23 protein-coding genes are annotated in these 26,245 nt (G+C 37.7%); 21 read left to right on the top strand and 2 right to left on the bottom strand.

Annotated features, from left to right (window positions below):
* Positions 1–102: 102 nt before the first annotated feature.
* The gene (locus MF646_RS23210; RefSeq protein ID WP_275980228.1) at positions 103–234 is read left to right on the top strand and encodes a hypothetical protein; all 132 of its coding nucleotides are present in this window, start codon (positions 103–105) and stop codon (positions 232–234) included.
* A 340-nt stretch (positions 235–574) separates the two neighbouring features.
* Here the strand turns inward: MF646_RS23210 and MF646_RS06940 are convergent, their stop codons facing one another.
* Positions 575–1,303, bottom strand: a complete 729-nt coding sequence (locus MF646_RS06940) for a GntR family transcriptional regulator (protein ID WP_250095764.1) — start codon at positions 1,301–1,303, stop codon at positions 575–577.
* Between the two features lie 255 nt (positions 1,304–1,558).
* On the opposite strand from MF646_RS06940, the gene MF646_RS06935 reads away from it, so the two are divergent.
* From MF646_RS06935 to MF646_RS06910, 6 genes are read left to right on the top strand one after another with little or no spacing between them, the layout of a single operon-like run.
* Positions 1,559–2,503: a phosphate/phosphite/phosphonate ABC transporter substrate-binding protein gene (locus tag MF646_RS06935; RefSeq protein ID WP_250095763.1), complete on the top strand. Its 945-nt coding sequence runs from the start codon at positions 1,559–1,561 to the stop codon at positions 2,501–2,503.
* Between the two features lie 36 nt (positions 2,504–2,539).
* Positions 2,540–3,304 (top strand): phosphonate ABC transporter ATP-binding protein, encoded by a 765-nt coding sequence (gene phnC, locus MF646_RS06930; protein ID WP_250095762.1) that lies wholly within the window; start codon positions 2,540–2,542, stop codon positions 3,302–3,304.
* Positions 3,301–4,158: a phosphonate ABC transporter, permease protein PhnE gene (gene phnE, locus MF646_RS06925; RefSeq protein WP_250095761.1), complete on the top strand. Its 858-nt coding sequence runs from the start codon at positions 3,301–3,303 to the stop codon at positions 4,156–4,158. The genes phnC and phnE (MF646_RS06925) overlap by 4 nt, the downstream gene beginning before the upstream one ends.
* The gene (gene phnE / locus MF646_RS06920; protein ID WP_250095760.1) at positions 4,155–4,961 is read left to right on the top strand and encodes a phosphonate ABC transporter, permease protein PhnE; all 807 of its coding nucleotides are present in this window, start codon (positions 4,155–4,157) and stop codon (positions 4,959–4,961) included. Before phnE (MF646_RS06925) ends, phnE (MF646_RS06920) begins: the two co-directional genes overlap by 4 nt.
* A gap of 22 nt (positions 4,962–4,983) precedes the next feature.
* A complete protein-coding gene (locus MF646_RS06915; RefSeq protein ID WP_250095759.1) occupies positions 4,984–5,487 on the top strand; it encodes an MgtC/SapB family protein in 504 nt (167 codons plus the stop codon).
* Positions 5,480–6,301 carry a histidinol-phosphatase gene (locus MF646_RS06910; RefSeq protein WP_250095758.1) on the top strand — a complete coding sequence of 274 codons (822 nt, stop codon included), beginning with the start codon at positions 5,480–5,482 and terminating at the stop codon, positions 6,299–6,301. Before MF646_RS06915 ends, MF646_RS06910 begins: the two co-directional genes overlap by 8 nt.
* A 224-nt stretch (positions 6,302–6,525) precedes the next feature.
* On the opposite strand, the gene MF646_RS06905 is transcribed toward MF646_RS06910, so the two are convergent.
* Entirely contained in the window at positions 6,526–7,014 is a 489-nt protein-coding gene (locus MF646_RS06905; RefSeq protein ID WP_250095757.1) for a hypothetical protein, read from the bottom strand.
* A gap of 424 nt (positions 7,015–7,438) precedes the next feature.
* Between MF646_RS06905 and MF646_RS06900 the strand changes: the two genes are divergently transcribed.
* The 14 genes from MF646_RS06900 (at position 7,439) to MF646_RS06835 (ending at position 26,162) form a co-directional block, all read left to right on the top strand.
* A complete protein-coding gene (locus MF646_RS06900; protein WP_250095756.1) occupies positions 7,439–8,731 on the top strand; it encodes an S-layer homology domain-containing protein in 1,293 nt (430 codons plus the stop codon).
* 234 nt (positions 8,732–8,965) lie between these two features.
* A complete protein-coding gene (locus tag MF646_RS06895) occupies positions 8,966–9,709 on the top strand; it encodes a sulfite exporter TauE/SafE family protein (RefSeq protein WP_250095755.1) in 744 nt (247 codons plus the stop codon).
* 205 nt (positions 9,710–9,914) lie between these two features.
* The gene (locus MF646_RS06890; RefSeq protein WP_250095754.1) at positions 9,915–10,187 is read left to right on the top strand and encodes a DUF2187 domain-containing protein; all 273 of its coding nucleotides are present in this window, start codon (positions 9,915–9,917) and stop codon (positions 10,185–10,187) included.
* A gap of 666 nt (positions 10,188–10,853) precedes the next feature.
* Positions 10,854–11,645: an alpha/beta fold hydrolase gene (locus MF646_RS06885; RefSeq protein WP_250095753.1), complete on the top strand. Its 792-nt coding sequence runs from the start codon at positions 10,854–10,856 to the stop codon at positions 11,643–11,645.
* 101 nt (positions 11,646–11,746) lie between these two features.
* Positions 11,747–14,269 carry a putative bifunctional diguanylate cyclase/phosphodiesterase gene (locus MF646_RS06880; RefSeq protein ID WP_250095752.1) on the top strand — a complete coding sequence of 841 codons (2,523 nt, stop codon included), beginning with the start codon at positions 11,747–11,749 and terminating at the stop codon, positions 14,267–14,269.
* Positions 14,270–14,500: 231 nt separating this feature from the next.
* Positions 14,501–16,351 carry a histidine kinase dimerization/phosphoacceptor domain -containing protein gene (locus tag MF646_RS06875; protein ID WP_250095751.1) on the top strand — a complete coding sequence of 617 codons (1,851 nt, stop codon included), beginning with the start codon at positions 14,501–14,503 and terminating at the stop codon, positions 16,349–16,351.
* Positions 16,352–16,382: 31 nt separating this feature from the next.
* The gene (locus tag MF646_RS06870) at positions 16,383–16,958 is read left to right on the top strand and encodes an ANTAR domain-containing response regulator (protein ID WP_275980227.1); all 576 of its coding nucleotides are present in this window, start codon (positions 16,383–16,385) and stop codon (positions 16,956–16,958) included.
* 496 nt (positions 16,959–17,454) lie between these two features.
* A complete protein-coding gene (locus MF646_RS06865; RefSeq protein WP_250095749.1) occupies positions 17,455–18,441 on the top strand; it encodes an ABC transporter substrate-binding protein in 987 nt (328 codons plus the stop codon).
* Between the two features lie 72 nt (positions 18,442–18,513).
* Entirely contained in the window at positions 18,514–20,019 is a 1,506-nt protein-coding gene (locus MF646_RS06860; protein WP_250095748.1) for a sugar ABC transporter ATP-binding protein, read from the top strand.
* An 85-nt stretch (positions 20,020–20,104) separates the two neighbouring features.
* Positions 20,105–21,013: an ABC transporter permease gene (locus MF646_RS06855; RefSeq protein ID WP_250095789.1), complete on the top strand. Its 909-nt coding sequence runs from the start codon at positions 20,105–20,107 to the stop codon at positions 21,011–21,013.
* Between the two features lie 32 nt (positions 21,014–21,045).
* Positions 21,046–22,122, top strand: coding sequence for an alcohol dehydrogenase catalytic domain-containing protein (locus MF646_RS06850; RefSeq protein ID WP_250095747.1), 1,077 nt, complete (start codon positions 21,046–21,048; stop codon positions 22,120–22,122).
* A gap of 62 nt (positions 22,123–22,184) precedes the next feature.
* The gene (locus MF646_RS06845) at positions 22,185–23,723 is read left to right on the top strand and encodes an FGGY-family carbohydrate kinase (protein ID WP_250095746.1); all 1,539 of its coding nucleotides are present in this window, start codon (positions 22,185–22,187) and stop codon (positions 23,721–23,723) included.
* Positions 23,724–23,809: 86 nt separating this feature from the next.
* A complete protein-coding gene (locus MF646_RS06840) occupies positions 23,810–24,505 on the top strand; it encodes an L-ribulose-5-phosphate 4-epimerase (RefSeq protein ID WP_250095745.1) in 696 nt (231 codons plus the stop codon).
* 325 nt (positions 24,506–24,830) lie between these two features.
* Positions 24,831–26,162 (top strand): alkaline phosphatase, encoded by a 1,332-nt coding sequence (locus MF646_RS06835; protein ID WP_250095744.1) that lies wholly within the window; start codon positions 24,831–24,833, stop codon positions 26,160–26,162.
* Positions 26,163–26,245 lie beyond the last annotated feature (83 nt).

The raw sequence follows: 26,245 nt of genomic DNA, 5'->3' as shown, positions 1-26,245 counted from the left end.
TATGGCCGGAGATTTTGGCGGGTGCTTATCACAGACACATTCTTTTTTTAGGATGTGGAACCCTGTGAATGTAGTGATTTTTTAAAGAAAGGAGGGATTGAGATGAAAAAGCAAGGAAAGCAAAGAGCTAATGGTGGTAAGGGCAGACAAGAGCAGCGGCAAAAAGGCCAGCCTTCTAGAGAAAATATGCAGCCAGTACCTCAGCCGAAGGATTATGAGGACATTGAGTATTAAAGGTGTAAGCCTGAATGCAGAAAAATAGTGATCACCTCCCCTGAATCAGAATATCCTGTATAAAGGGGGAGGGGTTTTATGATTCTTCTGTCAAATCTGAGATCCTGGTTCAAGAAACATTCCAATTCTAGTGAGCTTACTTATTATGAGGTCATGCACTTTAAGGCGATAGGATATAAGGAAATGTATAGTATGTATTGTTTGCATAAGCAAAGAGAATAGATTATTGAATAGACAATGCCTCTCATCATGGATAGCAATTAGAAGTTATCCATGATGAGAGGCATTATTTGTTGTATTTCGAAGGATACATGATATTCCTAACTTCAAATACATTAATCTACACACTTGGATCGTACAGCTCTGCTGTAAATGTATAACGATCCGCACGGTTCACGGAAACCGACCATTCAATAGGAGTCCCGTCATCTAAGAAAGTAATTCGTTCGACAACTAGAACGGGGTCTTTATCTGTAATGTTAAGATGCTGCTGTTCTTCAATAGAAGGCATAGCGGCTTCAATTTTCGTTTTAGCTTTCACTAGACGTAATCCTGATTCTTTAATAAATTGATGAAGGGACGATTCCATTACTGTCTCTGTTAAAGTTGGCAGTAGAGTTTGTGGAACATAGTTTGTCTCTAATGAGATAGGATGTTTATCCGCGAAACGAATACGTTTGGTGACGAGGACGTCATCTTTTAACTTTATGCCGAGTTTTTCCACGGCATCTTTTGTTCCTTTTTGTTTTTTAAAAGAAAGTATCTTTGTTGATGGAGTCATTCCTCTAGATTTAATATCTTCCGTAAAGCTTCGTAACGTAGTGAGTGTTTGATTTAATTTCCTCTCTTGAACAATGGTGCCGATTCCCTTTAAGCGAACTAAATATCCGTCTTCGATAAGAGCATTTAACGCTTGCCTCAATGTCATTCGACTAACTGAAAAGCGGACCGTTAATTCTTTTTCAGTTGGTAAGGCATCTCCAGGCTTTAATATCCCCTCTACTATTTCCTTTTCTAAAATCTCTTTAATTTGTACATAAAGAGGGATTACAGAAGATTTGTTTAACAATACGATCACCCCTATTCTTATTTTTTTGTTTAGAAAGCCCTTTCAAAAAGCGGACTTTTTTTATGAACAGTCTAGTTTTATAGTAGTATCCCTTTTATTTATAAGTTAATTATACTCCTCATTCCAAAAAATTCAAAGAAAAAAATTAATTTTGTCTAGACATATAGATAATCTTGTTATATTATGAAAGCGTTAACAAAAAAGTTTTGTTAATAGTGCCATTATTTTCACAATAAAAACTATGGAGGTTAGAGTATGAAAAAGTTTCTTCTTTTGTTGTTGGTAAGTGTTTTCAGTATTTCTTTATTGGTAGCTTGTGGTGGGGGAAATGCATCTCAGAGTTCTAGTGATGAGCAAGCTGGTAACGATGAATGGCCTGATAAATTTGTTTATGGACTATTACCAGGTGAGGATCCAACAGCTATGTCAAATCGTTGGGATCCAATGCGTGAATACTTAGAAGAGCGTTTAGGTATCGAGGTAGAATTTTTTCAAGGTACAGATTACACAGCTATGATTGAAGCAATGCGCGCTGGACATGTACATGGAGCACACTTTGGACCTTTTGCTTACGTATTAGCAAATGAGCGTGCAGATATCGAAGCATTCTCAATGGGTGTTAAATCAATAGAAGAAGCAACTTATAACTCTATTATTGTAACGTTAGAAGATTCCGGAATTGAGACAGTAGAAGATTTAGAGGGGAAAGATTTTGCTTGGGTGGATCCAACATCAGCATCAGGGCATATGTTCCCAAAAGCAATGTTAATTGAAGAGTTAGGTATGAGTAGTTCTGAGGTTGATAGTTGGTTTGGAAATGTACTATTCGCTGGTGGACATGATGCAGCGTTGCTTTCAGTATTAAACGGTGACGTAGATGCTGCAGGTGTAGCAGATTTCATTATTGGAAACTTAAAAGATACGCATGGAGATCACCCGAACTACAACAATATCAAAATTATTGCTACAACAGATGATATTCCTCGTGGCCCGGATGCATATTTATCTAGTTTGCCTGAAGATTTAAAAGAAGAAATTAGAGAAGCATTCTACGATATGGTCGATCAACCTGAACTTTCAGAATTTTTAGAAGCAGCAAACTTCCAAGGTGGTTGGATCCCAGCGACAGATGAAGATTTTGATATTATGCGACGTACAGCTGAAGCTCTAGGTATGTCTCCTGACGATTTACTTAATTAAGAATGAGCTAATTTCATTTTATGAGGAGGTAGCCTTATGCCAGAAAATATCTTAGAAATTAAAAATTTAAACAAAGTCTATCCGGACGGAACGAAAGCGTTAAAGAATATAAATTTTAAAGCGAAGAAAGGCGAGTTCATTGTTGTAATCGGACCGAGTGGAGCAGGGAAAAGTACCCTGCTTCGTTCCATCAACCGGTTATCAGAACCTACAGACGGCGAGATTATCTTCTTAGGAGAAAATATTCTTAAAGCCAATAAAGGAAAGTTACGAAAAATACGCCGTCATATCGGTATGATTTTTCAAGGCTTTAATTTAGTTAAGCGTTTGCCAACGGTTCGTAACGTATTACACGGCAGATTAGGATATATGTCTTCTATTAAGGGTGCTTTTGGGATGTTTGATAAAAATGATGTCCAAAAAGCATTAGAAGTTCTTGAGCGTGTTGGATTAGAGGAGCAAGCGTTCAAAAGAGCAGATGAATTAAGTGGTGGTCAGCAACAGAGGGTCGCCATTGCTAGAGCCATTAATCAATCACCTAGTTTAATCTTAGCAGATGAACCGATTGCTAGTTTGGATCCGAATTCTTCACAAATTGTTATGGATTATCTTCGTAAGGTTTGTGATGAAGATGGACTTACAACGATTGTCAATCTTCATCAGGTCGATATTGCCAAAGAATACGCAGATCGAATTATCGGTGTGAAAGACGGTGAAATCTTCTATGACGGCTCTCCGCGTGGATTAACTGATGAAGTGATTCAAAAACTTTATCGTAAGAAGGAGGCGTTGCATGCATGAGTTTAGCACCATCATTAAAAGTTGAGCCTCCGTCATCTCAAACATCAAGAGCTCCGTCTGACAGAATGTATGAAGAGTACATTAGGAGAAAGAAACTATTAGATCGAAATAAGTTTATTATCTTTGGGGTAATTGCTGCCTTAACGATTTGGTCACTGTGGGGGACTGGATTTCAGTTAATCAGTTTAGTCATAGGTACGTACAATATGTTCGTGTTTTTAGTGACTGACTTTTTTCCGCCTGATGTGACAGTGATCGGAAAGTTAATTGGGCCTGCGTTAGATACCTTGTATATGAGTTATGTTGGAATGGTTATCTCTGTTGTCCTTTCTTTAATTCTAGGTGTTCTAGCAGCGAAAAATATTTCGCCGAATATTGTTCTAGCTAAAATCAGCCAAGCGGTAACTGCATTCCTACGTTCAGTACCTGCTGTTGTGTGGGGGATTTTATTGGTGGCATCAATCGGCCTTGGGCCATTAACGGGAACGATTGCTATCGGTCTATCAGGTATAGGAATTTTAGGAAAAGCATATGCTGAAGCGTTAGAAAGTATCGATAGTGACCAGCTTGAGGGTGTACGTGCAACAGGAGCAAACTGGTTTCAAGTGATGGGTCAGGCTGTTTGGCCGCAATTTAAAGCATCATTTGTTTCTTGGTCCCTATATAAATTAGACATGAATATTCGTGAAGCGGCTATTTTAGGGCTAGTAGGGGCAGGGGGACTTGGATATTACTTACAAGGTTCACTTAAGTTATTTCAATACAAAGAAGCAGCTATGAGTATTTTAATGATTTTTGCCCTTATTCTTTTGGTAGAGTTTATAACTGCTAAGCTGAGGGAGCGAATTCTATGATGAAACCACCAAATACAAAACAGCCAAAAAAGACTCAAAATTTAATATTTTTATTTCTAGCGATCGCATTTTTTGTATTTAGTATGTTGCAGCTTAACATCGTACCTGAGCGCATCCTTAGCAGTATTGATCGAATGCAATACGTACTAAGCAATATGTTTCCGCCTGTCTTAAACGAACCGATTGATATTGCTGGAGCTGCTATTGAATCCATTCAAGTGGCTATTCTAGGAACGATCTTCGGTGTTATTATCTCGATTATTTTAGCTGTGTTTGCAGCAAAAAACTTAACACCGTCTCGCTATATAAGTTATGCGATTAAATCATTTGCTGGTTTCGTTCGGGCGGTTCCTGCATTAGTGTGGGCATTACTTTTTATTGTTGCAGTAGGCCTTGGACCAACACCTGGAATTTTAGCATTAGCCATTAATAGTGTTGGGATGCTTGTGAAAGTGTACGCTGAAGCATTAGAGGAAATCGATATGGGGGTTGTAGAAGCACTAGATTCTGCTGGGGCTTCTAGGCTTCAAGTGATTCTCCAAGGTGTTATTCCATCGATTTTGAGTGCATTCATTGCTTGGTCACTGTTCAGGTTTGATGTAAACATTCGCTATTCAGCCATTTTAGGTGTCGTTGGTGCTGGCGGAATTGGTTGGGAGTTAATGAAAGCGGCACAAATGGCTCGTTATAACGAAGCACTCATGGTGACAATCGTTATCTTCCTGATGGTTATGTCAGCAGAACTCATTTCTGAGTACTTTAAAAAACGAACAACGGCAGCAACTGCTGCAGCTATGAAGTAAAAGGTGGGGGGTGACATGATGAATGATTTTGTTAATTGATTGGTTATCATTATATGTTACTCCGTATCTTGAGATGTTTGTCAAAGTTACGTTAAGTGGTCTGCTCGGTTTTATTATTGGGTGGGATCGTACATCAAAGAGCAAGCCTGCCGGAATTAAAACTTATATGTTTGTAAGCACAGCATGTTGTTTGATTACGTTAATTTCAATTCATAGTGTGGAGAAGTTTTCCTCGATGTCTCCTAATACGATGATGGATCCAATGAGGTTAGCAGCTCAAATTGTAAGTGGCCTAGGATTTTTAGGGGCTGGCGTCATTTTAAAGGATGGTCTAAATGTAAAGGGGCTTACGTCCGCAGCGATGATTTTATTTGTTGGGGGAGTCGGCATCGGAATTGGTGCAGGACTTTATAGTTTAACAATATTTACTGTATTGATCACAGCGATGCTTGCGAAGGTAGGAAACTATGTAGAGGATCATAAATTTTTCACCGAACAAAAAACTAAGGGGTTTTTCGATGATTGATTATCATACGCATCATTACCGCTGCGGTCATGCAAGCGGTAGTTTACGAGATATGATTGAAGAAGCGATAGCAAAAGGGTTTCAACAAATCGGGTTGTCGGATCACAGCCCCCTCTTCTTTTATGAAGAGGATCACTTTAATCCTGGTATGACGATGGCCAAAAGTGAGTTTCCAAACTATGTGGCAGAAGTGATTCGTCTTAGGGATGAATACGAGAAGAGAATTGATGTTCGAGTTGGTGTTGAGTCAGACTTTATCGAGGGTTGGGAAGACTATTATCGCAGTATATATGCACAATATCCGTTTGATTATATTATCGGTTCTGTTCATTACTTTGGCGGGTACCATGTGTTTGATCCGAAAAGATGGGAAGATCCTAGTGTAGACCCGGATCAAATCTACCGTGAATATTTTACGTTAATTAAAAAGTCAGTAGATCGTTGTTTTTTTGACATCTTAGGTCATGCGGATGCAGTGAAGGGGTTAAAGTATCCAGCTAGTAGTGATTTAACGAAGGAAATGGATGAGACTATTGAGGCTATAGCAAAGTCAGGTGTTACCGTTGAGCTTAATACATCTGGTGTTAGAAAATGCGGAGAAGTATTCCCGTCACCAGAGTTCCTCTATAAGCTGAACAAACGTGGAGTGACATTCACGTTCGGCTCAGACGCTCATTCTCCAAATGAACTAGGCTACGCTTGGACAGAAACTCTTCATTTATTAAAAGAATTAGGTGTTTCTGAGCTAGCAACTTTTAAGAATCGAGAAAGAAAAATGATTGAGATTTCTGCAGTTAGTGCAGTCGGAAAATAATATTAAAAGGATACCTGTCTCGTAGTGTATGCACTAAACACTGGGGACAGGTATTCTGTTTTTCTAGAAGGGGGATGTCATCAGCTTAGGATAGCTGGCTTCACTAAGGGTTCGGTCGGAAATATCAGTTTTGCTAATTACGAAAATGGTTTAAGCAAATAGCTTCCTTGTATGCTCATATGAGAAAAACGCCTCCATAATGTTCGATTATGGGAGGCGTCTTTTTATTTGCTTATAGTCCGCTGGACGACCTTGTTTCTGTTAAAGTTCACTAGGGAAGGTTCAGAGGTATCCAGCATAAACTCATCATGCTTTTGTTTTTCTGATAACTTATGTTTGATTTGAGTTTTTTCCAGGGATTCAGGCTTCTCTTCAACTAAAGGGGTCTTTTTCATTCCGGATAGCCACGTTTCAAGCTTATACGTTCCTCGATCAATGATATGGCAAAGATCTTCAAGCGTATCAACTAATTCAACTAAACAATCCAACCCGCTCTTAAACTCAGCAACACCTGTGCCTGTCGCTTTGTCAGCTGAATGTTCCATTTTGTATAAGGTTTCATGATATCGGAATTCAATATAACAACTGCTGCGGTCCCAATTGTAATCGAAATAGGCCACATTTAAACGTTTCATAATCTTTACAAGCTTTCGTTCACACATATCTTGTTCTTTGCTATATGAAGTTTTAAAAATTTTGAAAATTTTTAGCATACCATTCACCTTCCGTTTTTAATATCCCCTAATTTTACATTCATTTTGCTGTTAACTCTCACTTCTACAAAATAAGCTAATCCCCTTTTGTAATCGTTTTACATATATCGACTTTGTTTTACAGGAACAGTGCTGACTGCATTTTGTGAGACGACATAACCCTGTTCTCTGTTACGGTTCAGGCGGATTCACAGGTTGTCTAAATTTGTAAGATATTGTTGAAAGGTTTTTATATCATTGATAGATTTATAAAAGTATGAAAGATTTGAAAAATGTAAGACGTAAAGAAAAATAGAATAGACTCCTACTTTTACAATTACTTACCATGAGTTATTTTAAAACATCTTGTCCTTTTTGTTAGTAATTCTGCTAAGATACTATCTGTTGAGTTTTTCATAGATTACTAAAAAGGGCGGGGAATTTATTGACAAAATTGACATCTAAGATTGTCCTTTCTATAGTTTTGGTATTTTCATTATTTACGGTAGGAACTCAGTCAGCTTACGCGGCATTATTTGATCCTTTGCCGTTTGAAGATAGAGAGTTAGGTAGAAACAGCAATGCTTATTTAGCAATGAAGAATAGACCTACTACTCAAGAGCAACAACGTTTTATTCAAGAGGTTACTCCATATGCTGTAAGGGCAAGTGAACAATGGGGAGTGCCAGCTAGTGCTATCATTGGTATGTCCATATTAGAAAGTGGTTACGGAACGACAAGAATTGCTTATTATGCAAATAATCTTTTTGGAATCAAAGTGTGGGGATTCAATCCTGCTAACGCTTGGCAATTAAAAGGTCAGCCTGATGAGGATTTTGAAAGAGCGATTCCGATTATTGAAAATTTAGGGACAGACCGTATTATATTTGATGAAAGTCAAAGAAGAGATAATTGGTACCGACAATTCAACTCTTATGAAGAGGCGTTTAATTTCTTAGCAGGGACACTTCTTCAAAATCAAAGATACGGCTTTGCTCGTGAGAAATACCAAACGAATTTGACAAATGGTATGAGTATTGAAGATGCATCTAGACAGTATTTATTTGATATTGCTCATGCAGGGTATAACCATTTAGGTGGATCTTATTACCGTGATGCAGTAGGAAGAATAATGAATCAGTGGAACCTATTTGAGCATGATCGTCGAGATAATGGAAGTACAAAAAGTACGGATGGGTCAGTATTCCGTGACGTTAATGGACATTGGGCCAAAGAATCGATTTTATTTGCAGCGGAAAAAGGATGGCTTAATGGTCACTCTGATCAAACGTTTAGACCAAATAATCATTTAACTAGAGCACAAGCAGCAACGATTCTTTCGAATTTCTTAAATTTACAGTCTGAGGGCACTCCTGTTCGTTTTAATGATATATCAACGAATTTTTGGGCATTCGATGCTGTTAACTTAGTTGCGCAAAATAACATTATGAACGGTACAGGAAATGGAAATTTCTCACCAAGTACTAATGTAACAAGAGCACAAGTCGCTCAAATCTTTTTCAATGCTGGATTTTATTCACAACCAGCACAAGGTGGAACAAGAGCTTTTACTGATGTGAGAGATGACCACTGGGCTGTAGTTGCGATTGAAACAATGAGACAAGAGGGTATTGTTAACGGTTATTCAGACGGCACATTTAAGCCTAATCAGCCAATGACAAGAGCCCAATTGGCTGCGATTATTCATCGTTTATATGAAAATAATGAATTGAAATAAGTAACTCGAGTGAAGAGAAACGGTGGTTCGTTTCTCTTCATTTTTTTTTAGTTGTTGAGTTCCGTGAAGCTTTCGCCAGAAAAAGGTACAGTTTGGACAGAAACGGGTTGACAGAAAGCATAAATAATATCCATTGTTGCTAATCAAAAAGTGAAGAGGTGAATGCTATTTTTGCTATAATTAAAACTAGTTTGCTTTTTGTAGTTTATTTTATACTGAAAGGTTCGTTTTTTTATGATATTAGAGTTAGCAATTATCTTTTTGATTCTCCTTTTTGGGAGTTTTATTCAAGGGGTAAGCGGTTTTGGATTTGGATTAATTGCCATGGGCTTCTTACCTTTAATGTTTACGGTGAAAGAAAGTACGCTTCTAGTTGTGTCGCTCGCCTTAGTGCTCTCAGTGAGCATTGCTTTGCAATTATTTAAGCATATCCAGTGGCGGTCGCTGCTTGTTATTTTGTCTGCTGCGCTCGTCGGGCGTGTCGGTGGTTTTTTTGTATTGCATCATTATGGGGAGCTCGATATTTTAAAAGTGTTCCTTGGTGTGTTTTTACTTTGTGTTGTTGTTTATTTGTTCAAAAGCAAACCGCCGAATCCGGATAAGAAAGTGAATGGAACATGGCTTCCGATTATTTTAGGATTAGGAGGCGGTCTCATCGGCGGAGTGTTTGCTGTTGGCGGGCCATTTTTTGTGTTTTATTTTCTTTTGCTTTTTCATAACAACAAATATGCATACAGCGCCAATCTCCAGGTGACATTTGTTGTGACCGCGATTATGACAGTGACGCTGCACGGAGTAAGTGGTGACTTTTCGTTAGATTTTCTAGGGTATTTCTTAGTTGGGCTTGTTAGTGTCTTGGTCGGTTCGCGTCTTGGTGTTGCTCTATTTGCGAAGCTTTCCCAACAAAATATTAAAAAGATCGCAGCTATTGTTGTCGCGCTTGCAGCTGCAAACTTGATGGTGACGGCTCTTCTTTAGGGCATTGGACAGTATAATGGTGAGTTTCGACAGTAAATTCTCAAGTTTGGACAGAAAAAACGTCACTCTCGACAGTAAATTCGGTAGTTTAGACAGAAAGCAAAAGGACGAGAGCTTTCTTTTCCCAGCTTTTTTAATAAATAAAAGCGCTGCAATCGTCAAAAGCTTATGATAGTAGTTATTTTGTTCAAAAGGAGATGTGTTCATGTCTGATGTAACAGAAAAACAAGAAAAACAAGAAAAACAAGAAAAACAAGAAAAACAAGAAAAACAAGAAAAACAAGAGAAACCCGCAGTTGATGTACAAATTGACGATAGAATTCAAGTGACAAAAGGGGAGTACAATGGCGAGAAGGCATCAGTTATTAACATTTACAATAATACGATTGCGGTTAATTTCGATAACGTCAAACAAAATGATGGCAGCAGCCTGCGGACTGTTGTGAAGCATGATAGTTATAAGAAAATTAAAGGGTAACTAAATAGCACCTGTCTAACCAGCCCCACTCGGCATATTCGCTCTTCTTCGTTCTTCTTCTCCGAGCATTTTTCGTACGGTTCTAAAAAATTATTAATGGAAGGGCGTTTTGATGTGATTACGTTTCTGTAAAAGCTGATGACTAAGCATACAGCGTCATTGATCGAGAAGCTTAATTTTAACGAGCGTTGAGCGATCAACGCTCGATCCCATAAGAATATATTTCAGTAGCTTTGCTGATATATGACGATCTTGCATTTTTCTTGCGTTGCAAACCCCAATGATCTCCACGCTAAACCTCGTAAGTGTTTCAAACGCAATCTTTCCCCTTTTGTAAAATAATAGAAAGTTGTTCAAGTACATTATGGATTGCCTCATTAAACTCCTCAACTTAGATGTGCGAACTGTTCAATTCTTCCAGATTTTATAGATCGTCCCCTAAAAGTACGTCGCTCCAATTTGGAAAAATCGTTAGTTTGTAACAAAAAGGATATATTTATCTATTTTTAAATAATGATGAAATTCTGTGCTGCCAAATGTTTCACTTTGCTAGTTTCTAATGGAAGAAATATAATAGAAATTAAGTATTCTGTATAATAGATGTTCCATAGTAGTATAACTTTCTTAATATAATTTTTTAAAAGTCAAAATATAAGAGGTTTCGATATGGGAAAAGAAACAATTATTTTTTTGCATGGAATTGTCGGAAATAAGAATGCGTTTAAAAAAGAAATAGAGATGTTACAAGGTGACTATCAGTGTATCTCATACGATCTGTATGATATTAATGACTCAGAGGTGGACGGGCTTCCTATTATAGATGTTTTTATTGAGCAGCTTTATTGCAAGTTCGTTCTAAGAAATATAAAAAAAGCCCATTTATGCGCACTTAGTTTCGGGAGTGTTATCGCTCAAGCTTTTGCGGATAAACATCCTGAGCGAGTAGCAAGTATGACGTTTGTCGGCGGATATTGTTGCAATGAGCCATCACAATTCAGTGAAAATCTCATTCGCGTGTTAGAGGATAAAGGGACATCAGATTATAAAATCTGGCTAAAACAATATGCAGCTTTGCTAAATCCAAATCATCCATTTATACGTGAAGACTCGGAATCTATCTTTTTACATCATGCTCTCCAAGTCCCTCCAAAAGTACTGGATAAAGCGATGAGATTGCAGTTTGAGTTTGACTCAAAGTCAGCGTTACTTGGAACAGAAATCCCTGTTTTATGGGTGATGGGAGAATATGATCAGCTGTATAAAAGTACCCTTATAGATCTAAAGAAGTATGTTCCTCATGTGAAATATGAAGAAATAAAACATGCTGGGCATGTAGCTCATGTTCACCAGCCTGAACAATTTCTATTCCTTTTTGAATCGTTCCTACGAAATGACCTAGGAAACATGACGAAAGAAGTGTTTATTTCTGACCATGAATTTTTCGAGACAGCCATGTAAAATTGGTTTGTGTTTGTATTTGACAGAATTCCCCTTTGCATGGGATTTCCTTTGTGGAGGTTTTTTAATAACTTGTTTTAAGGGAAAAGGAGGTGCAAGCGATGTCTATTAAAAAGAAATTACCGTTAATTTTTACGTTATTGGTCTTATGTATTTTAATTGCTCATAGTTCATTACATTACATGCGTTCGAAAGATAAACTTATTGAATATAAGGAAAGAGAAATAGAATTAATTACTCAGGAAATATCATATCAGGTAGAAAACGCCAAAGGTGGCGCTTTGTATGTTGAAGATATTATGGGAAGAGAGTTACGAACGGCTTCAATCGCGATTAGAAACTCTTTGCCTGCTAACTACGAAGATGTCACAAATGAACAATTAGTTGAGCTGGCCGAAGAACTGATGATATCTCATATTACCTTGCTTGCTGAAACAGAGGATGACATCATTGGCGTAAAATCGTCTGATCCTCTTCAGATTGGGTTGTCAACAAATCAATGGCTCTTTTGGTATGATGCCTTCAAGCAGCTTTTTGCATTAGATCCTGTAACAGTGGAGGAGGGATTAGCTCTTCCCGAATATTGGACAGGCCCTATTGAAGTAGCTGCAAGTAATCCTGAACATACGGATAAGTGGGGATATTATTATGATGGATCTACGGATTATATTATTAATCCGTACAATCGCGATAACGAGGTACTTGAGTATGAGAAGCGGTTTGGGCCTGGAAACATCATTGAACGTTTTACAGATAAACTAGAAGGTGTCCTTGAGTTAACTGTAATTAATCCGGAGAGCTTTGGGAAAGAGACGGAAGAGCTTTATCTTGATTGGAATAACTTTATCCGGATTGTGGATCAACCGATTTGGTATGGGACATATGAATATGGCAATCAGGACGTCGATGTAGAATTCGTTCAAGTAGCTGTAGAAACAGGCGAATCACAGAATTATATAGATGAAATCAATGGAAAAATGGTTTCAAAAACATTTGTTCCAATTGATCTGGATACACAGGATCCTTATGTCATTGGATTATCGTATGACTATAGCTTAATTGAGAACGAGTTAAGAAATGAATTTTGGCAGCACCTCCTTTTATCCATTCCATTTGTTTTTGGTGTGTTTCTTACAAGTTTAATTTTCTCGCGTTCGATTACGAAACCGATTGGATATATTGTTGAAAAGGTAAATGAGATTGCTGAAGGGAATTTTGGCAGAAATATCGAGTTAAAAAGAAAAGATGAGCTTGGCCATCTTGCGCAAAATGTAAGTGCGTTATCCAATTCTCTGCAGTGTTATGTGAACGATTTGAAAGAGAGCCAGAAAGTGATTAAATTTCAAGCTTATCACGATCCGCTTACAGGTCTACTTAACAGAAGGTACTTCCAAGAAGAGTTAGAGCAAAGAATGGAACATGCCAAAGAAACAGGAGAGACGGTCGCTGTCTTATTTATTGATATTGATCGCTTCAAAGATGTGAACGACACATTAGGTCATGCCAAAGGGGATCAATTAATCCAATTGATTTCAAAACGAATCCAAAGCAGCCTGACTAAAGGAAATAGTGTTCTGACGAGACAGGGCGGAGATGAATTTGTTATTTTGTGTAGCCAGCTTGAAAAAGAAGAGGTTAAGGAACTTGCTGAGACAATTGTAGAGAAGGTTAATCAACCATTTTTGCTAGATGGAAATGAAGTAACAGTCAGTGCGAGCTGCGGCATAAGCTTGTACCCGGAGCATACTGACAATATGGATGCTCTGATGATAAATGCGGATGGAGCGATGTATGTTGCCAAGAAAAAGGATGGAAATAAAGCGATATTTTATGATGAGAAAATCAGCATAGAGAAAAACAAGAAACTTCGTATTGAAGCGCGCTTAAGAAAAGCAATAAAAAATAAACAGATTGAAGTGTATTATCAGCCAAAAATCGATGCTAAAAAGGATAAAATGACGGGAGTAGAAGCGTTACTTAGATGGACAGATGATGAGCTTGGATTTGTACCACCAGATAAGTTTATTGCTGTGGCGGAGGAAACAGGACTCATTAATCCATTGTGGGAAATTGCCATGAAAAATGCTTGTTCAAAGGTAACGAAGTGGAATGAAGGTCGAGTCGAACCGTTAAGTCTTGCGGTGAACTTCTCTGCGAAGCAGTTCCAAGATCCGTGCTATTTAGTGAGACAAGTAAGAGAAATCCTTGCTGACTGCGGGTTAGCACCGGAACATTTTGAAATTGAAATTACAGAAAGTACCCTCCTTTTCAATTCGAAAGAAACGATTAGGGCGTTAAAAGGATTACAAGAATATGGAATTTCCATTTCAATTGACGATTTTGGAACAGGTTATTCTTCGTTAAGTTATTTAAAGACATTGCCAATCAATAGCTTGAAAATAGACCGCTCCTTTATTCAAGATATTCAAGAGGATCATAGTAATTCTGAAATAGCAGAAACGGTTATTCACCTCGCACGTGGATTGCGACTACACGTTATTGCTGAAGGGGTAGAGGAAGAATATCAGAAAGAGTTTCTGATGAAAAATGACTGCTATCACATGCAAGGGTATTTGTTTAGTAAACCGGTTTGTGCGGAAGAGTTGGAGAGATTGTTGGGGTAGGTGGTGTTACCCGAAGTTTATCGAATGACCGAGTGTTGTTGCACTCGGTTTTTTGTTATAGAAACTTTTTTAATAAATTTAATTAGGAATTATATATGTCGTAATATTAAGAATTTTTCTTGATTTGAAGAAAAAATTAGTGCAATAAATTGAATTGCCCTATAAAATCAATTTGAGTAATACATATAAGAAGTCTCTTCTATACGGAAAATGGAATTGGAGGTGCAAAACTTGTCTGATATCTTATTTGAAATTAGAAACTTAACATATAGCAATTCGGAAGGAAATATAGATGATATTAGTCTAAATCTAGTTAATAATGAAATACATGCATTGGTTGTCAAAAGTAGTTCGGAACAGAGTATTCTTATTGAGAGTTTAATAAATTTGCAAGAAAATCAGAGTGTGGATGGAACCTTTAGAATTAAAGGGAAGTTGCTAAATAATCGCACGATAGATAGGAACACTCTAGCATTACTACACCAAAAACCAAAGTTAATAAATGACTTCACCGTAGCGGAAAACCTTTCATTAGGGAGTATTCCTACTAGAGGATTTTTGCCATTTGTTCATTGGAGAAAAGTAAAGCAGAAAGCTAAGGATATTTTAGAAAAGACAGATTTTGAACTAAATCATAAAACGAAAGCCAAAAATTTATCTAAAGAGAATAAACGAATAGTTAATATATTATCCGTCTTGTTAAGAAACCCCGAAATGATTGTTATGCATGAGCCTATGGAAGGTTTGTCAGCAAAAAATGCTTCTAAATTAATGAAGATTATTCAGCAATATAAAGATGATGGGGGGAGTATACTTTATATTACTAAACAGTGGGAAGAAGCTTTAAAGATTGCTGATCGTATTTCCATTTTATCAAAAGGAAAAATTAAAGATGAGATGGCTGCAGATATTGCTAAAAAGGACCCACAACGATTGTTAAGGCAGTTGGAAGATTATAATTATAAGGATAGAGATGGAGTAAAGGATGACGAGACACAGAATGTTTTAGAGGCTGTTTTTAAAGCTGCGGAATTCCTTACATCGGAATATGAGTTAAAGGATGTATTATTGCTATTGGCAAAAGAAGTGACAAAAGTTATGGGGGCTGATGGATGTTCGATTAGTTTAATCGATGAACAAACATGGTCCATTATTGACCGCTTTGAATTCAAAAAGAAACAAGAATTGCAAGCTCAATTAAAGAAAGATGCAATAATAAAAATAGCTAGAGAAAATGGCATTTACTATACAAGTCAGCATAATCGTGTGTTTACTTCATTGTTTGAAAAAATTGACAATGTAAAGACGGTTATTTGCATTCCTGTTTTAATTAAATCACAGGTAACAGGTATCATCCAGATGTTCTACGAAGATTTTTACGTGTATTCTAAAGATGAATCAAAGTATTTGTCGGCATTTGCCAGACATGCAGCAATCGCTATTGAAGATACAAGGTTGATGGGAAGGTCGGCGTTATTACAGGAGAGTCATCACCGGATAAAAAATAATCTTCAATCGATTGTTGGTTTGATTGCCCTGCAAAAAAGATTTGTTGATAAACATCCAGAAAACTCGGTAGAAGAAACGCTCGATAATATTATTTCTCGAGTAAAGAGTATTGCTGCTGTGCATGATCTTCTGTCAAAAGATAAATTAGGAAGAAGCATTATTAACGTTAAAGATATCATAGAAGCAATTGTAAGCTTTAATAATGTTGATCCAAACATTATAATTAACTTAGACTTAGAAAATATCTTTATTCCCTACAATAAAGCTTCATCGATTGCTTTGATAATTAATGAGTTGCTAACGAATTGTTATAAACATGCTTTTCGAGAAAGAGAAACAGGTATAATTAGCATTGTTTGTAAACGCATTCACGATTCGGTTGAATTGTCAGTTTCAGATAATGGTCGTGGAATACCAGAGGATTTTGATTTAAACAAACTAGATAGTTTAGGGCTTACGATTCTGAAGGGGATTGTTACTAGTGAATTCCGAGGTGAGATGGAGATAACAGGAGAAGGGGGAACGAACATTATTAGCAGGTTCCCGACTGAGAGGATCTTCCTGCATAAATAGTAATCTTTATTAGTATTTGGGGGTGTCAACATTGCGCGTTTTAATTGCTGAAGATGAATACTTATGTTTGGTTGGTTTGCAGTCTAACATTGAAGACCTTGGACATCAGGTGGTTGGAGTTGCCACTGATGGATTGCAGGCTGTAGAAATGGCGATAGAAAAAAAGCCGGATCTTGTGATTACTGATATTAATATGCCTAGCCTTGATGGAATTGAGGCCATCAAGAAAATTAATGAGAAATTATTTATTCCTAGTATTATCGTAAGTGGATATTATGATGAAAATCTTATTAAGAGAGCAACGAAAGAAGGTGTGCTCTATTATATTACAAAGCCTGTTGAAATGAAGGATTTGGAAATCGCTATTAATATTGCTTCAGCTAGATTTGAAGAGTTTAAAAAGTTACACCATGAGTTGAAAGACACGAAGCAAGCTTTAGAAGGACGTAAACACATAGAAAAAGCAAAAGGCATACTAATGGACAGAATGAGTTTAACAGAGCCTGAAGCTATGAAACGCCTGCAAAAAATAAGTAGAGATAAGAACCAGAAGTTAGTTAATGTAGCCAAAGACCTAATCAAAGCAGATTCTCTTTTTCAAAACTAAAGGAATTTATTTTTTATATTTTTCACAAAAACTTATTGACTTGTTTATCATTCATCATTATACTATGATTAAAGTTACAGAATAATTTAAATATTAATGCGCATTTAGTCCTATGCTTATGGCTGGCGTAGGGGAATGCTAAGGATTAGCTTAATAATAAAAATTGATATATTTGGTAAATTTTATACTTATGGTTGGTATAAAATGATGCGTTGGCTATGGGTGCCTTATCTACGTATGTGTAGAGTTATGTTTGCTTATAAACATACTCACATTACGTAAATAGGGCACTTTTTTGTTTTTTATTAAAAAATTGAAGGGGGGTGATATCATACAGAGATTTCGAGAACAGCAGAAATAGGTTTATGATTGTTTATTTGTGAATAGGTACATTTTGTAAGTTTTCAACTCTTCTTTATCAGTAAAAAGAAAGCGCTTTATTTTGAGTCGAAGGAAGGCGCCTAACAAAAAGAATTTATACTTAGGGGGAATTAAAATGAACAAGAAGTTAAAAGGTATGTTAATGTTTGTTCTCATTTCGTTCATGTTAGTAGCTGTTGGTTGTGCGAACCAAAGCAGCGAAACAAGTACAGAAACAAACTCAGATGGAGAAGCGTCTACTAGTGGAAATGGAAATGGAAATGAGCAATTAGTAATTGGCATGGCTTTTCAAGATATGAATAATCCTTACTTTATTACAATGCATGAAGCGTTTGAAGAAGCTGTCGAGTCAATCGGAGCAAGAGGAATTGTTACAGATGCTCGTCATGATGTAAGTAAACAGACAAATGATATTGATGACATGATTCAACAAGGAATTGATATTCTACTAATTAACCCAGCAGATAGTGATGGAATTGAGACAGCAGTACTTGCAGCAAAGGAAGCGGGAGTTATTGTCGTAGCAGTCGATGCACAGGCTAGTGGACCAATTGATTCATTCGTCGGATCTCGAAACTATGATGCAGGATTTTTAGCTGGGGAGAAAATGGCTGAAGATTTAGGTGGAAATGGTAAAGTTGCAATCTTAGATGGGATTCCAGTAGTGCCGATCCTTGAAAGGGTAGAAGGATTTAAAGATGCGATTGCTAAGCATCCTGGTATCGAAATTGTTGATACTCAAAATGGTAGACAAGATCGAAGTGTAGCAATGGATGTAACGGAAAATATGTTACAATCTCAACCTGATTTAGATGCAATCTTCAGTGTGAACGATGGTGGTGCTTTAGGATCTCTTGGTGCGATTGAAGCTTCTGGACGTGACGTAGCGCTTTATAGTGTAGATGGTCATCCAGAGGTAATTGATGCAATTTTAGCTGGTGGGCCATTTAAAGCTACGACTGCACAATTCCCTAGAGACCAAGTTCGAATTGGACTTGGAATGGGCTTAGCTAAATACTGGGGTGCAGAAGTTGTACCGACTGAAGTACCTATTGATGTAGAATTACAAACGATTGAAAATGCAGAAGGCTTCAGCTGGTAATCTTTCAAAGAGTGCTCCGCAACAATAGGGAGCACTCTACTAAAAAAGAATGTTAGGGAGAAGGTGAGACCAGTGGATAATATTTTAGAGATTAAGGATGTAACAAGGAAATTTCCAGGTGTAATTGCACTTAAAGGCGTATCATTTGATATACGTAGAGGAGAAGTTCATGCATTAGTCGGAGAAAACGGTGCTGGAAAATCAACGTTAATGAAAATATTATCAGGCGTACAAAAGCCTAGCTCAGGACAGATTTTACTAAATGGAAAAGAAGTGACATTTACAAGTCCGAAAGAAGCACAAGAATTAGGAATTAGTATTATTCATCAGGAATTTAGTCTTATTCCATATTTAAATGGTGTTGAGAACATTTTTTTAGGACGCGAGATTAGAAAAAGTGGTGGATTGTTAGATAAGAAGACAATGAGAAAAAAGGCTGAGGAAGTATTGACACGGCTCAATGCAGACATAGATCTAAGCAAGCCAGTAGCTAGATTAAGTGTTGCCAATCAGCAATTTATAGAAATTGCAAAAGCAATTGCCATCGATACGAAGGTATTAATATTCGATGAACCCACTGCAAGTTTGACAGGTAAGGAAATTGACAAACTGTTTGATTTAATTGCGATGTTGAAAGCAAATGGTGTAACCATTATCTATATCTCCCATCATTTAGACGAAATCTTAGAAATGTGTGATCGGCTGACATGCTTAAGAGATGGAGAATTTGTTGGAACAAGAGATGTCGTGGGTTGTACAAAACAGGACATTGTAAAAATGATGGTAGGAAGAGAGATTACAAATGCTTTTCCTGACAGACCTTCTTGGGCTGACAGAGATGAAGAGTTATTTTTAGAAGTAAAAAAACTGCGTAATTCTGAGCTGGAAGATGTGAATTTCAAACTGAAAAAGGGTGAAATTCTAGGAATTGCAGGTTTAGTAGGCGCTGGTAGAACAGAAACGGTCAGAGCGTTAATTGGAGCAGATGCCACTGATGAAAAGGAAGTTTATCTAGACGGGATGAAGGTGGATATCAAATCTCCTACGGATGCATTGGCGTATGGCATAGGCTTAATTCCTGAAAGTAGGAAGACCCAAGGGTTAATTCTTGGAATGACTGTTAAGAAAAATATAACGTTACCTATTCTGAAAAAGGTATCTAAGAACTTTGGAATTATTGATAAAAAAGAAGAAAAAAATGTCGTTACTCAGTCTATTCAAGACTTACTTATTAAGACTCCTACTATGGAGCAAAAAGTAAAGTTTTTAAGTGGAGGAAATCAGCAAAAAGTAGTCTTAGCGAAGTGGTTAAATACAGAATGTAAGATATTAATCTTTGATGAACCTACTCGCGGGATTGATATAGGAGCAAAGGAAGAAATCTATAAACTCATGCGGAAACTAGCAGACGAAGGAATCTCAATCATTATGATATCTTCAGAGCTACCTGAGATTTTAGGTATGAGTGATCGGGTGTTAGTAATGTATAAAGGAAAGATAATGTCGGAGCTTGATGCAGCAGAAGTTACTCAAGAAAAGGTAATGTACTATGCAACAGGAGGTGTTGAGAGTGAGTGAACTAAAGCCACAAACGAATGAAGCAACCATTACATCGAAGAAGAAGTTTACAACCAAGCTCAAAGAGTTATTTGAAAACCAAGAAATGTTAATATTTGTGACTTTTCTAATATTATGTTTAATTATGTCACTACTCAGCGACCAATTTTTAACCTCATCTAACTTAACGAATGTAGCAAGACAAATATCGATTAACGCTATTTTAGCTGTAGGTATGACGTTTGTCATCATAACAGGAGGAATCGATTTATCTGTTGGTTCAGTTATGGCCTTTACGGGTACAATTATGGCGGGATTGATGCTAGTCTCTGGTATACCGATTTATCTGGCAGTATTAATTGGAATTGTGTTAGGTACAGTAATTGGATATATAAATGGAACATTAGTAGCGTATGCTAAAATCCCAGCAATCATCGTGACATTGGCGATGATGGAAGCCACCCGTGGTTTGGCTTTATTGTACACAGGGGGCTACCCTTTATCAGGATTACCTGAAGCGTTTACTTTTATTGGAAGAGGCCATGTGTTTGGTATTATTCCTATGCCCGTTCTTATTATGGTTCTTGTATATATAGCAGCCTATATTATTTTAAATCACCTGCCTTTTGGAAGATACATCTATGCAATTGGTGGGAATGAAGAAGCAGTTCGATTATCAGGTGTTAAGGTAAAGAGATATAAAATTATGGCTTACGTAATCAGTGGTGTGACAGCTGGTATAGCGGGGATGATTTTAACCTCTCGACTTGCATCAGGTCAACCAATGGCCGGGGTCGGATTTGAGTTGGATGCGATTGCTGCTGTTGTATTAGGTGGTACAGCTATTGCCGGCGGACGCGGTCATATTTTTGGAACATTACTAGGAGCTTTATTAATAGGGGTTTTAAGTAATGGTTTGAACTTAATGGGAGTATCTCCTTATGTTCAGTTGGTATTAAAAGGCTTAATTATCATTGGAGCTATTTACTATAGTAGTTGGCGTCAAAAAGACTAAAAATTCTAAAATTAAACGAGAGGATGATTGTAATGACAAAATTACCAGAAACTATGAAAGCTGTTGTTTGTTATGGGCCAGAAGACTATCGAGTAGAAGAGGTAGCTACACCGAGAGCTGGAAAAGAAGAAGTGGTGATTAAAGTTGGAGCTTGCGGAATTTGCGGAAGTGACTTGAAGGCTTACTCTGGGGCTGATATGTATTGGGCAGGAGAAGATCCTTGGTTAAAAGCACCGGTTATTGCGGGTCACGAATTCTATGGTGTTGTAGCTGAGTTAGGAGAAGGCGCAGCAGAAAAACATAATATACAAATTGGTGATCGAGTAACAACGGATCAAATTAATCCATGCGGGAAGTGTATGTTCTGTGAGACAGGGCGATATTGGATGTGTCAAGTTCATAACATTTACGGATTTCAAAGAGACGTTGCAGAAGGTGCAATGGCTGAATATATGAGATTTGGTAGTACGAACAAAATCTATAAGATTACGGATGGTGTTACAGACTCTGAAGCGAGCTTAATTGAACCAGCAGCTTGTGCCGTTCACGCGGTTCAAAGAGCAACGATTGAATTTGAAGATGTCGTTGTTATGGCAGGTGCTGGAACGTTAGGGCTATGTATGATCCAATTAATTTCACTAAAAACACCTAAGAAGCTAGTCGTATTAGATACGAATAATAAAAGATTAGCAATGGCGAAAAAGTTTGGAGCAGATATTTGTATCAATCCGCTTGAAGAAGATGCTGTTCAAGCAGTTAAGGACCTAACTGATGGGTATGGATGTGATGTGTATATTGAAGCAACAGGTTCGCCAATTGGTGTAACTCAAGGTTTGGAAATGGTGCGGAAGTTAGGTAGATTTATTGAGTTTAGTGTATTCGGTCAAGAAACAACGACAGACTGGAGTGTGATCGGAGACAAGAAAGAATTAGATTTACGCGGATCTCACTTAAGTCCTTACACATACCCAATCGTTATTGATTTATTTGAGCGTAATTTGCTTACTGCAGAAGGAATTATAACAAATCATTTTAAATTGGAAGATTTCCATGAAGCGTTAGCAATGGCGAAAAACCCAGAAGCGATAAAAGTTTTATTAAAGCCATAAAGTAGTGGTTTTAAAAGTGGTAACGTGTGCAGTAATTGATGATACGATGAAGGGTGAACAAAATGGAATACTTAATTGGTGTTGATATTGGGACGCAAGGGACAAAAGCAGTATTAATCAATCCAGAAGGAAAAGTATTAGCGCATAGTTATCAAGGCTATGATGTGGAAACACCGAAGTCTTCCTGGGCACAACAATGGCCAGAACCTTGGGAAGACGCCACCTTTTCTACAATTAAAGCGGTAGTGGAAAAGTCTAATGTTGACCCAGAAGATATTAAAGGTGTTGCCGTCAGTAGTTTGTATGGCGGTTCGGGTATCCCTGTTAATGCAGAGATGAAGCCTTTAGCTCCTTGTTTAATTTGGATGGATCGAAGGGCAGAAAAAGAAGTTGAGTGGGTTAAGGAAAATATTAACCTTGATGCATTATTTGAGATTACAGGGAACTCAGTGAATTCTTATTTTGGATTTGCGAAGATTTTGTGGATGAAAAATAACCTGACAAAAATTTGGAATGATATTAAATACTTTTTACCTCCCGCTCCATATATCGTATATAAGCTAACTGGAGAAGTGGCTGTAGATTACTCATCAGCGGGTAATATTGGAGGAGTATATAATATAAAAGAACGTACATGGTCAAAAGAAATGACAGAGAAGCTAGGCATTCCGTTAGAAGTCTTTCCTGAAAGACTAGTAGAGTGTACGGAAGTGGTTGGTGGAATTACGGAAGCTGCATCAGAAAAGACAGGATTAAAAGCAGGGACACCGGTCATTTGTGGTGGGGTCGATGCACCTGTCGCAACTCTAGGTGCCGGAGCTTTCAGTGAAGGGAACCATGTTGCAATGTTAGGTACTTCAATGTGTTGGGGATTTGTAACAGAAACTCCTAATCTGTCTCCGCACCTTGTAAGTATGCCGCATGTTATTGATTCTAGCGAGAAGATTTATACATTTGGAGGCGCAGCTACCGCTGGGGCAATTATGAGATGGTTCCGGGATATCATCGGAAGTGAGGAAATAGAGGCAGAAGAGAAACTCGGAATTAATGCTTATACATTGTTAGATTTAATAGCTAAAGATGTACCTGCAGGTTCTGAAGGGCTACTCGTTCTCCCTTATTTCATGGGTGAAAGAAGTCCAATTTGGGATAGTGATGCTCGCGGGATTATTGTAGGTCTAAGCCTAGTCCATGAGAAGAAACATTTATACAAAGCGTTTATGGAGGGAGTAGCGTATTCTCTTCGTCATAATATGGAAATGGTTGCAGGTACGGAAGCGAAATTGGATAAAGAGATTATCATTGTTGGTGGAGGCTCTAAATCCCTCATATGGCCGCAAATTTATGCCGATGTTACCGGGCGACCGATACGAATCATCAAAAATGATGTAGAGGCCCCTTTAGGAGATGCGTTATTGGCTGGCCTTGCGACTGGAGTTATTGAAAATCCTAATGTTTTGACTGATTGGTTAGAATTTGAAGACACGATTCAACCAAATTTAGAAAACACGCAAATTTATGATAAATACTTTGAAGAGTACAAAAGCATTTATCTGAATGTAAAAGAAAATGTAACAAGATTAACGAAAGTCGAAAACTAAAAAAGTGCAAGAATAAAGGCGAGTTAATATATATGTTTACTTGTCTTTATTCTTTATGAAATTTTACTAGTAGGGAAGTGTTTAATTTGTTACAAGATCTAAAGAAGAAAGTGTTAGAGGCAAATTTGGAGCTTCCAAAAAGGGACTTAGTCATTTATACGTGGGGCAATGTTAGTGCCATCGATCGTGATACAGGGTTAGTTGTTATTAAACCAAGTGGGGTAGCCTACGAAGACTTAAAAGCAGAAGAACTCCCAGTCCTAGATTTAGAAGGGAACCAAGTGGAAGGCCGTTTAAAACCGTCATCAGATACGATTACACATATCCTTCTTTATCAAGCATTTCCAGAGATTGGAGGAGTGGTTCATACTCATTCTCCATGGTGTACGGTTTGGGCGCAAGCAGGTAAAGCGATTCCTTCACTAGGAACTACACATGCAGATTATTTTTATGGTGAGATACCAATCACAAGAAAGTTAACAAAAGAGGAAATTAATCATAATTATGAAAAGAACACCGGTGAAGTTATAATTGAAACATTCGAGGATAAAAACCCAAGTTACATGCCAGGGGTACTTGTTAATAATCATGGACCTTTTAATTGGGGCAAAACCCCACAAGAGGCAGTTTCAAATGCTGTTATTATGGAGGAAATAGCCAAGTTAGCGTACTATACTCAGAGCCTAACAGATGCTGTGAAACCAATTGATAATAGCCTTTTAGATAAACACTTTTTAAGAAAAAATGGCAATGATTCTTATTATGGTCAAGTGACAAAATAAAAGACAACGGTCTTTGATATTACACGAAGTTGACACAGAAGTTATTGCAGCTTACATTACGGTGCCTGTCCATTCTACCTTATGCTAATTGTTGCGACGGGCGCTTGTTACTATTTGAAAATCAACCACTCTCTTAGTTCCATTGTTTATCTTAAACCCTCTCGCTAGTGCTTAAAAACTATCGATTCATCATGAGGACTAAACTCCCGATTTTTCAACATATTGCCTTTTTACACATTCTTTTCAAATCCTTCATATTGCGTTAATGTTCATCTAATACACTAGCCCCTGTAAAGAAATTTACCAAATACAGGAGGGCTTAGAGATGAGAATGTTTAAGAGGTTTTTGGCGACAGCATTATGTTCAGCTGTTGTCGTATCAGGTTTCAGTCATGTTCAAAAGGTAGATGCGGGGCCGCCATCGCATTCGAATGCAAAAGTGGAAAATGTCATTTTTATGATTCCTGATGGGTATTCTACTAGCTATGCAACGAATTATCGCATTTATAAAGGGGAGGACACGGTCCTTGATTCGATGCTTGTTGGTATGATGAAAACCAACTCTGCGGATAATTGGGTAACAGATTCAGCAGCTGCTGGTACGGCTATGGCAACTGGTGTAAAAACAAACAATGGTATGATTAGTGTCACTCCAGATGGAGAAGAACTGAACACGATTCTTGAAGCAGCTAGTGATGCAGGGAAAGCAACTGGTTTAGTTGCAACGTCTACGATCACCCATGCTACACCAGCAGTTTTCGGATCACATGTGGAGTCAAGAGGAAGTGAAGCGGATATTGCTTTACAATTAATAGATGATGTTGACGTTCTTCTTGGTGGAGGGAAGGCAAATTTTTTACCAAGATCTAAAGGAGGCAATCAAGCCGAGCGCAATTTACTAGAAGAGGCGGAAGCAAGTGGTTACCACTTTGTTGAAACAAGAGATGAGTTAGTAGCACTTGATGGAAAAGAAGAAAAAGTTCTAGGTTTATTCGCTGATGGCGGAATGGCTCCAGAATTAGATCGCAATGAGACAGAAGAACCAAGTTTAGCGGAAATGACGAAGGTTGCCATTGATACACTTTCGAATGAGAAAAAAGGCTTTTTCCTAATGGTTGAAGGAAGCCAGATTGACTGGGCTGGACATGCTCACGATGCAGCGTGGGCAATGAAAGACACTGAGGCGTTTGAAGAAGCAGTTGAAGAGGCACTTGAATTTGCGAAAAAGGACCGCAAAACATTAGTAGTTGTAGCAGGTGACCATGATACGGGTGGAATGACGGTTGGAGGATATGATGAGTATCGTTCCAATGTTGAGATGTTACGTGATGTAACAGCAACAGGAAGTTATATGGCAAGTCAATTACATGAAGATCGCAGCAATGTAACAGAAGTTCTTCGTACATACGCCAATATTGAGTTAACTGCTAGTGAAGTAGAGCGTATTCAAACAGCTCCAAGTAATCGAGTCCACTTTGTTATTAATACGATAATTAGTGAACGTGCTTATGTGGGTTGGTCCACAACGGCTCACTCAGGGGTGGATGTTCCTTTGTATGCGTACGGTCCTTCAGCTGATTTATTTAACGGTTTACTAGATAATACAGATTTGCCAAAGAGGATGGCTGAGGCTATGAAAATAGATTTTGTTCAATAGTCTATGTTACTGTTTTGACCGAGTGTTATTACACTCGGTTTATTTGCGTTTATAAGCACTTGAGCTCTGTAGTGTTAACGTAA

Origin of the sequence: Halalkalibacter alkaliphilus (assembly GCF_023555415.1) — a bacterium.
In the GTDB taxonomy this organism is placed as follows: Bacteria; Bacillota; Bacilli; order Bacillales; family Bacillaceae_D; genus Halalkalibacter; species Halalkalibacter alkaliphilus.
The sequence above is the reverse complement of the archived record's forward strand: the minus strand, read 5'-3'. Positions and strand labels throughout refer to the sequence as shown.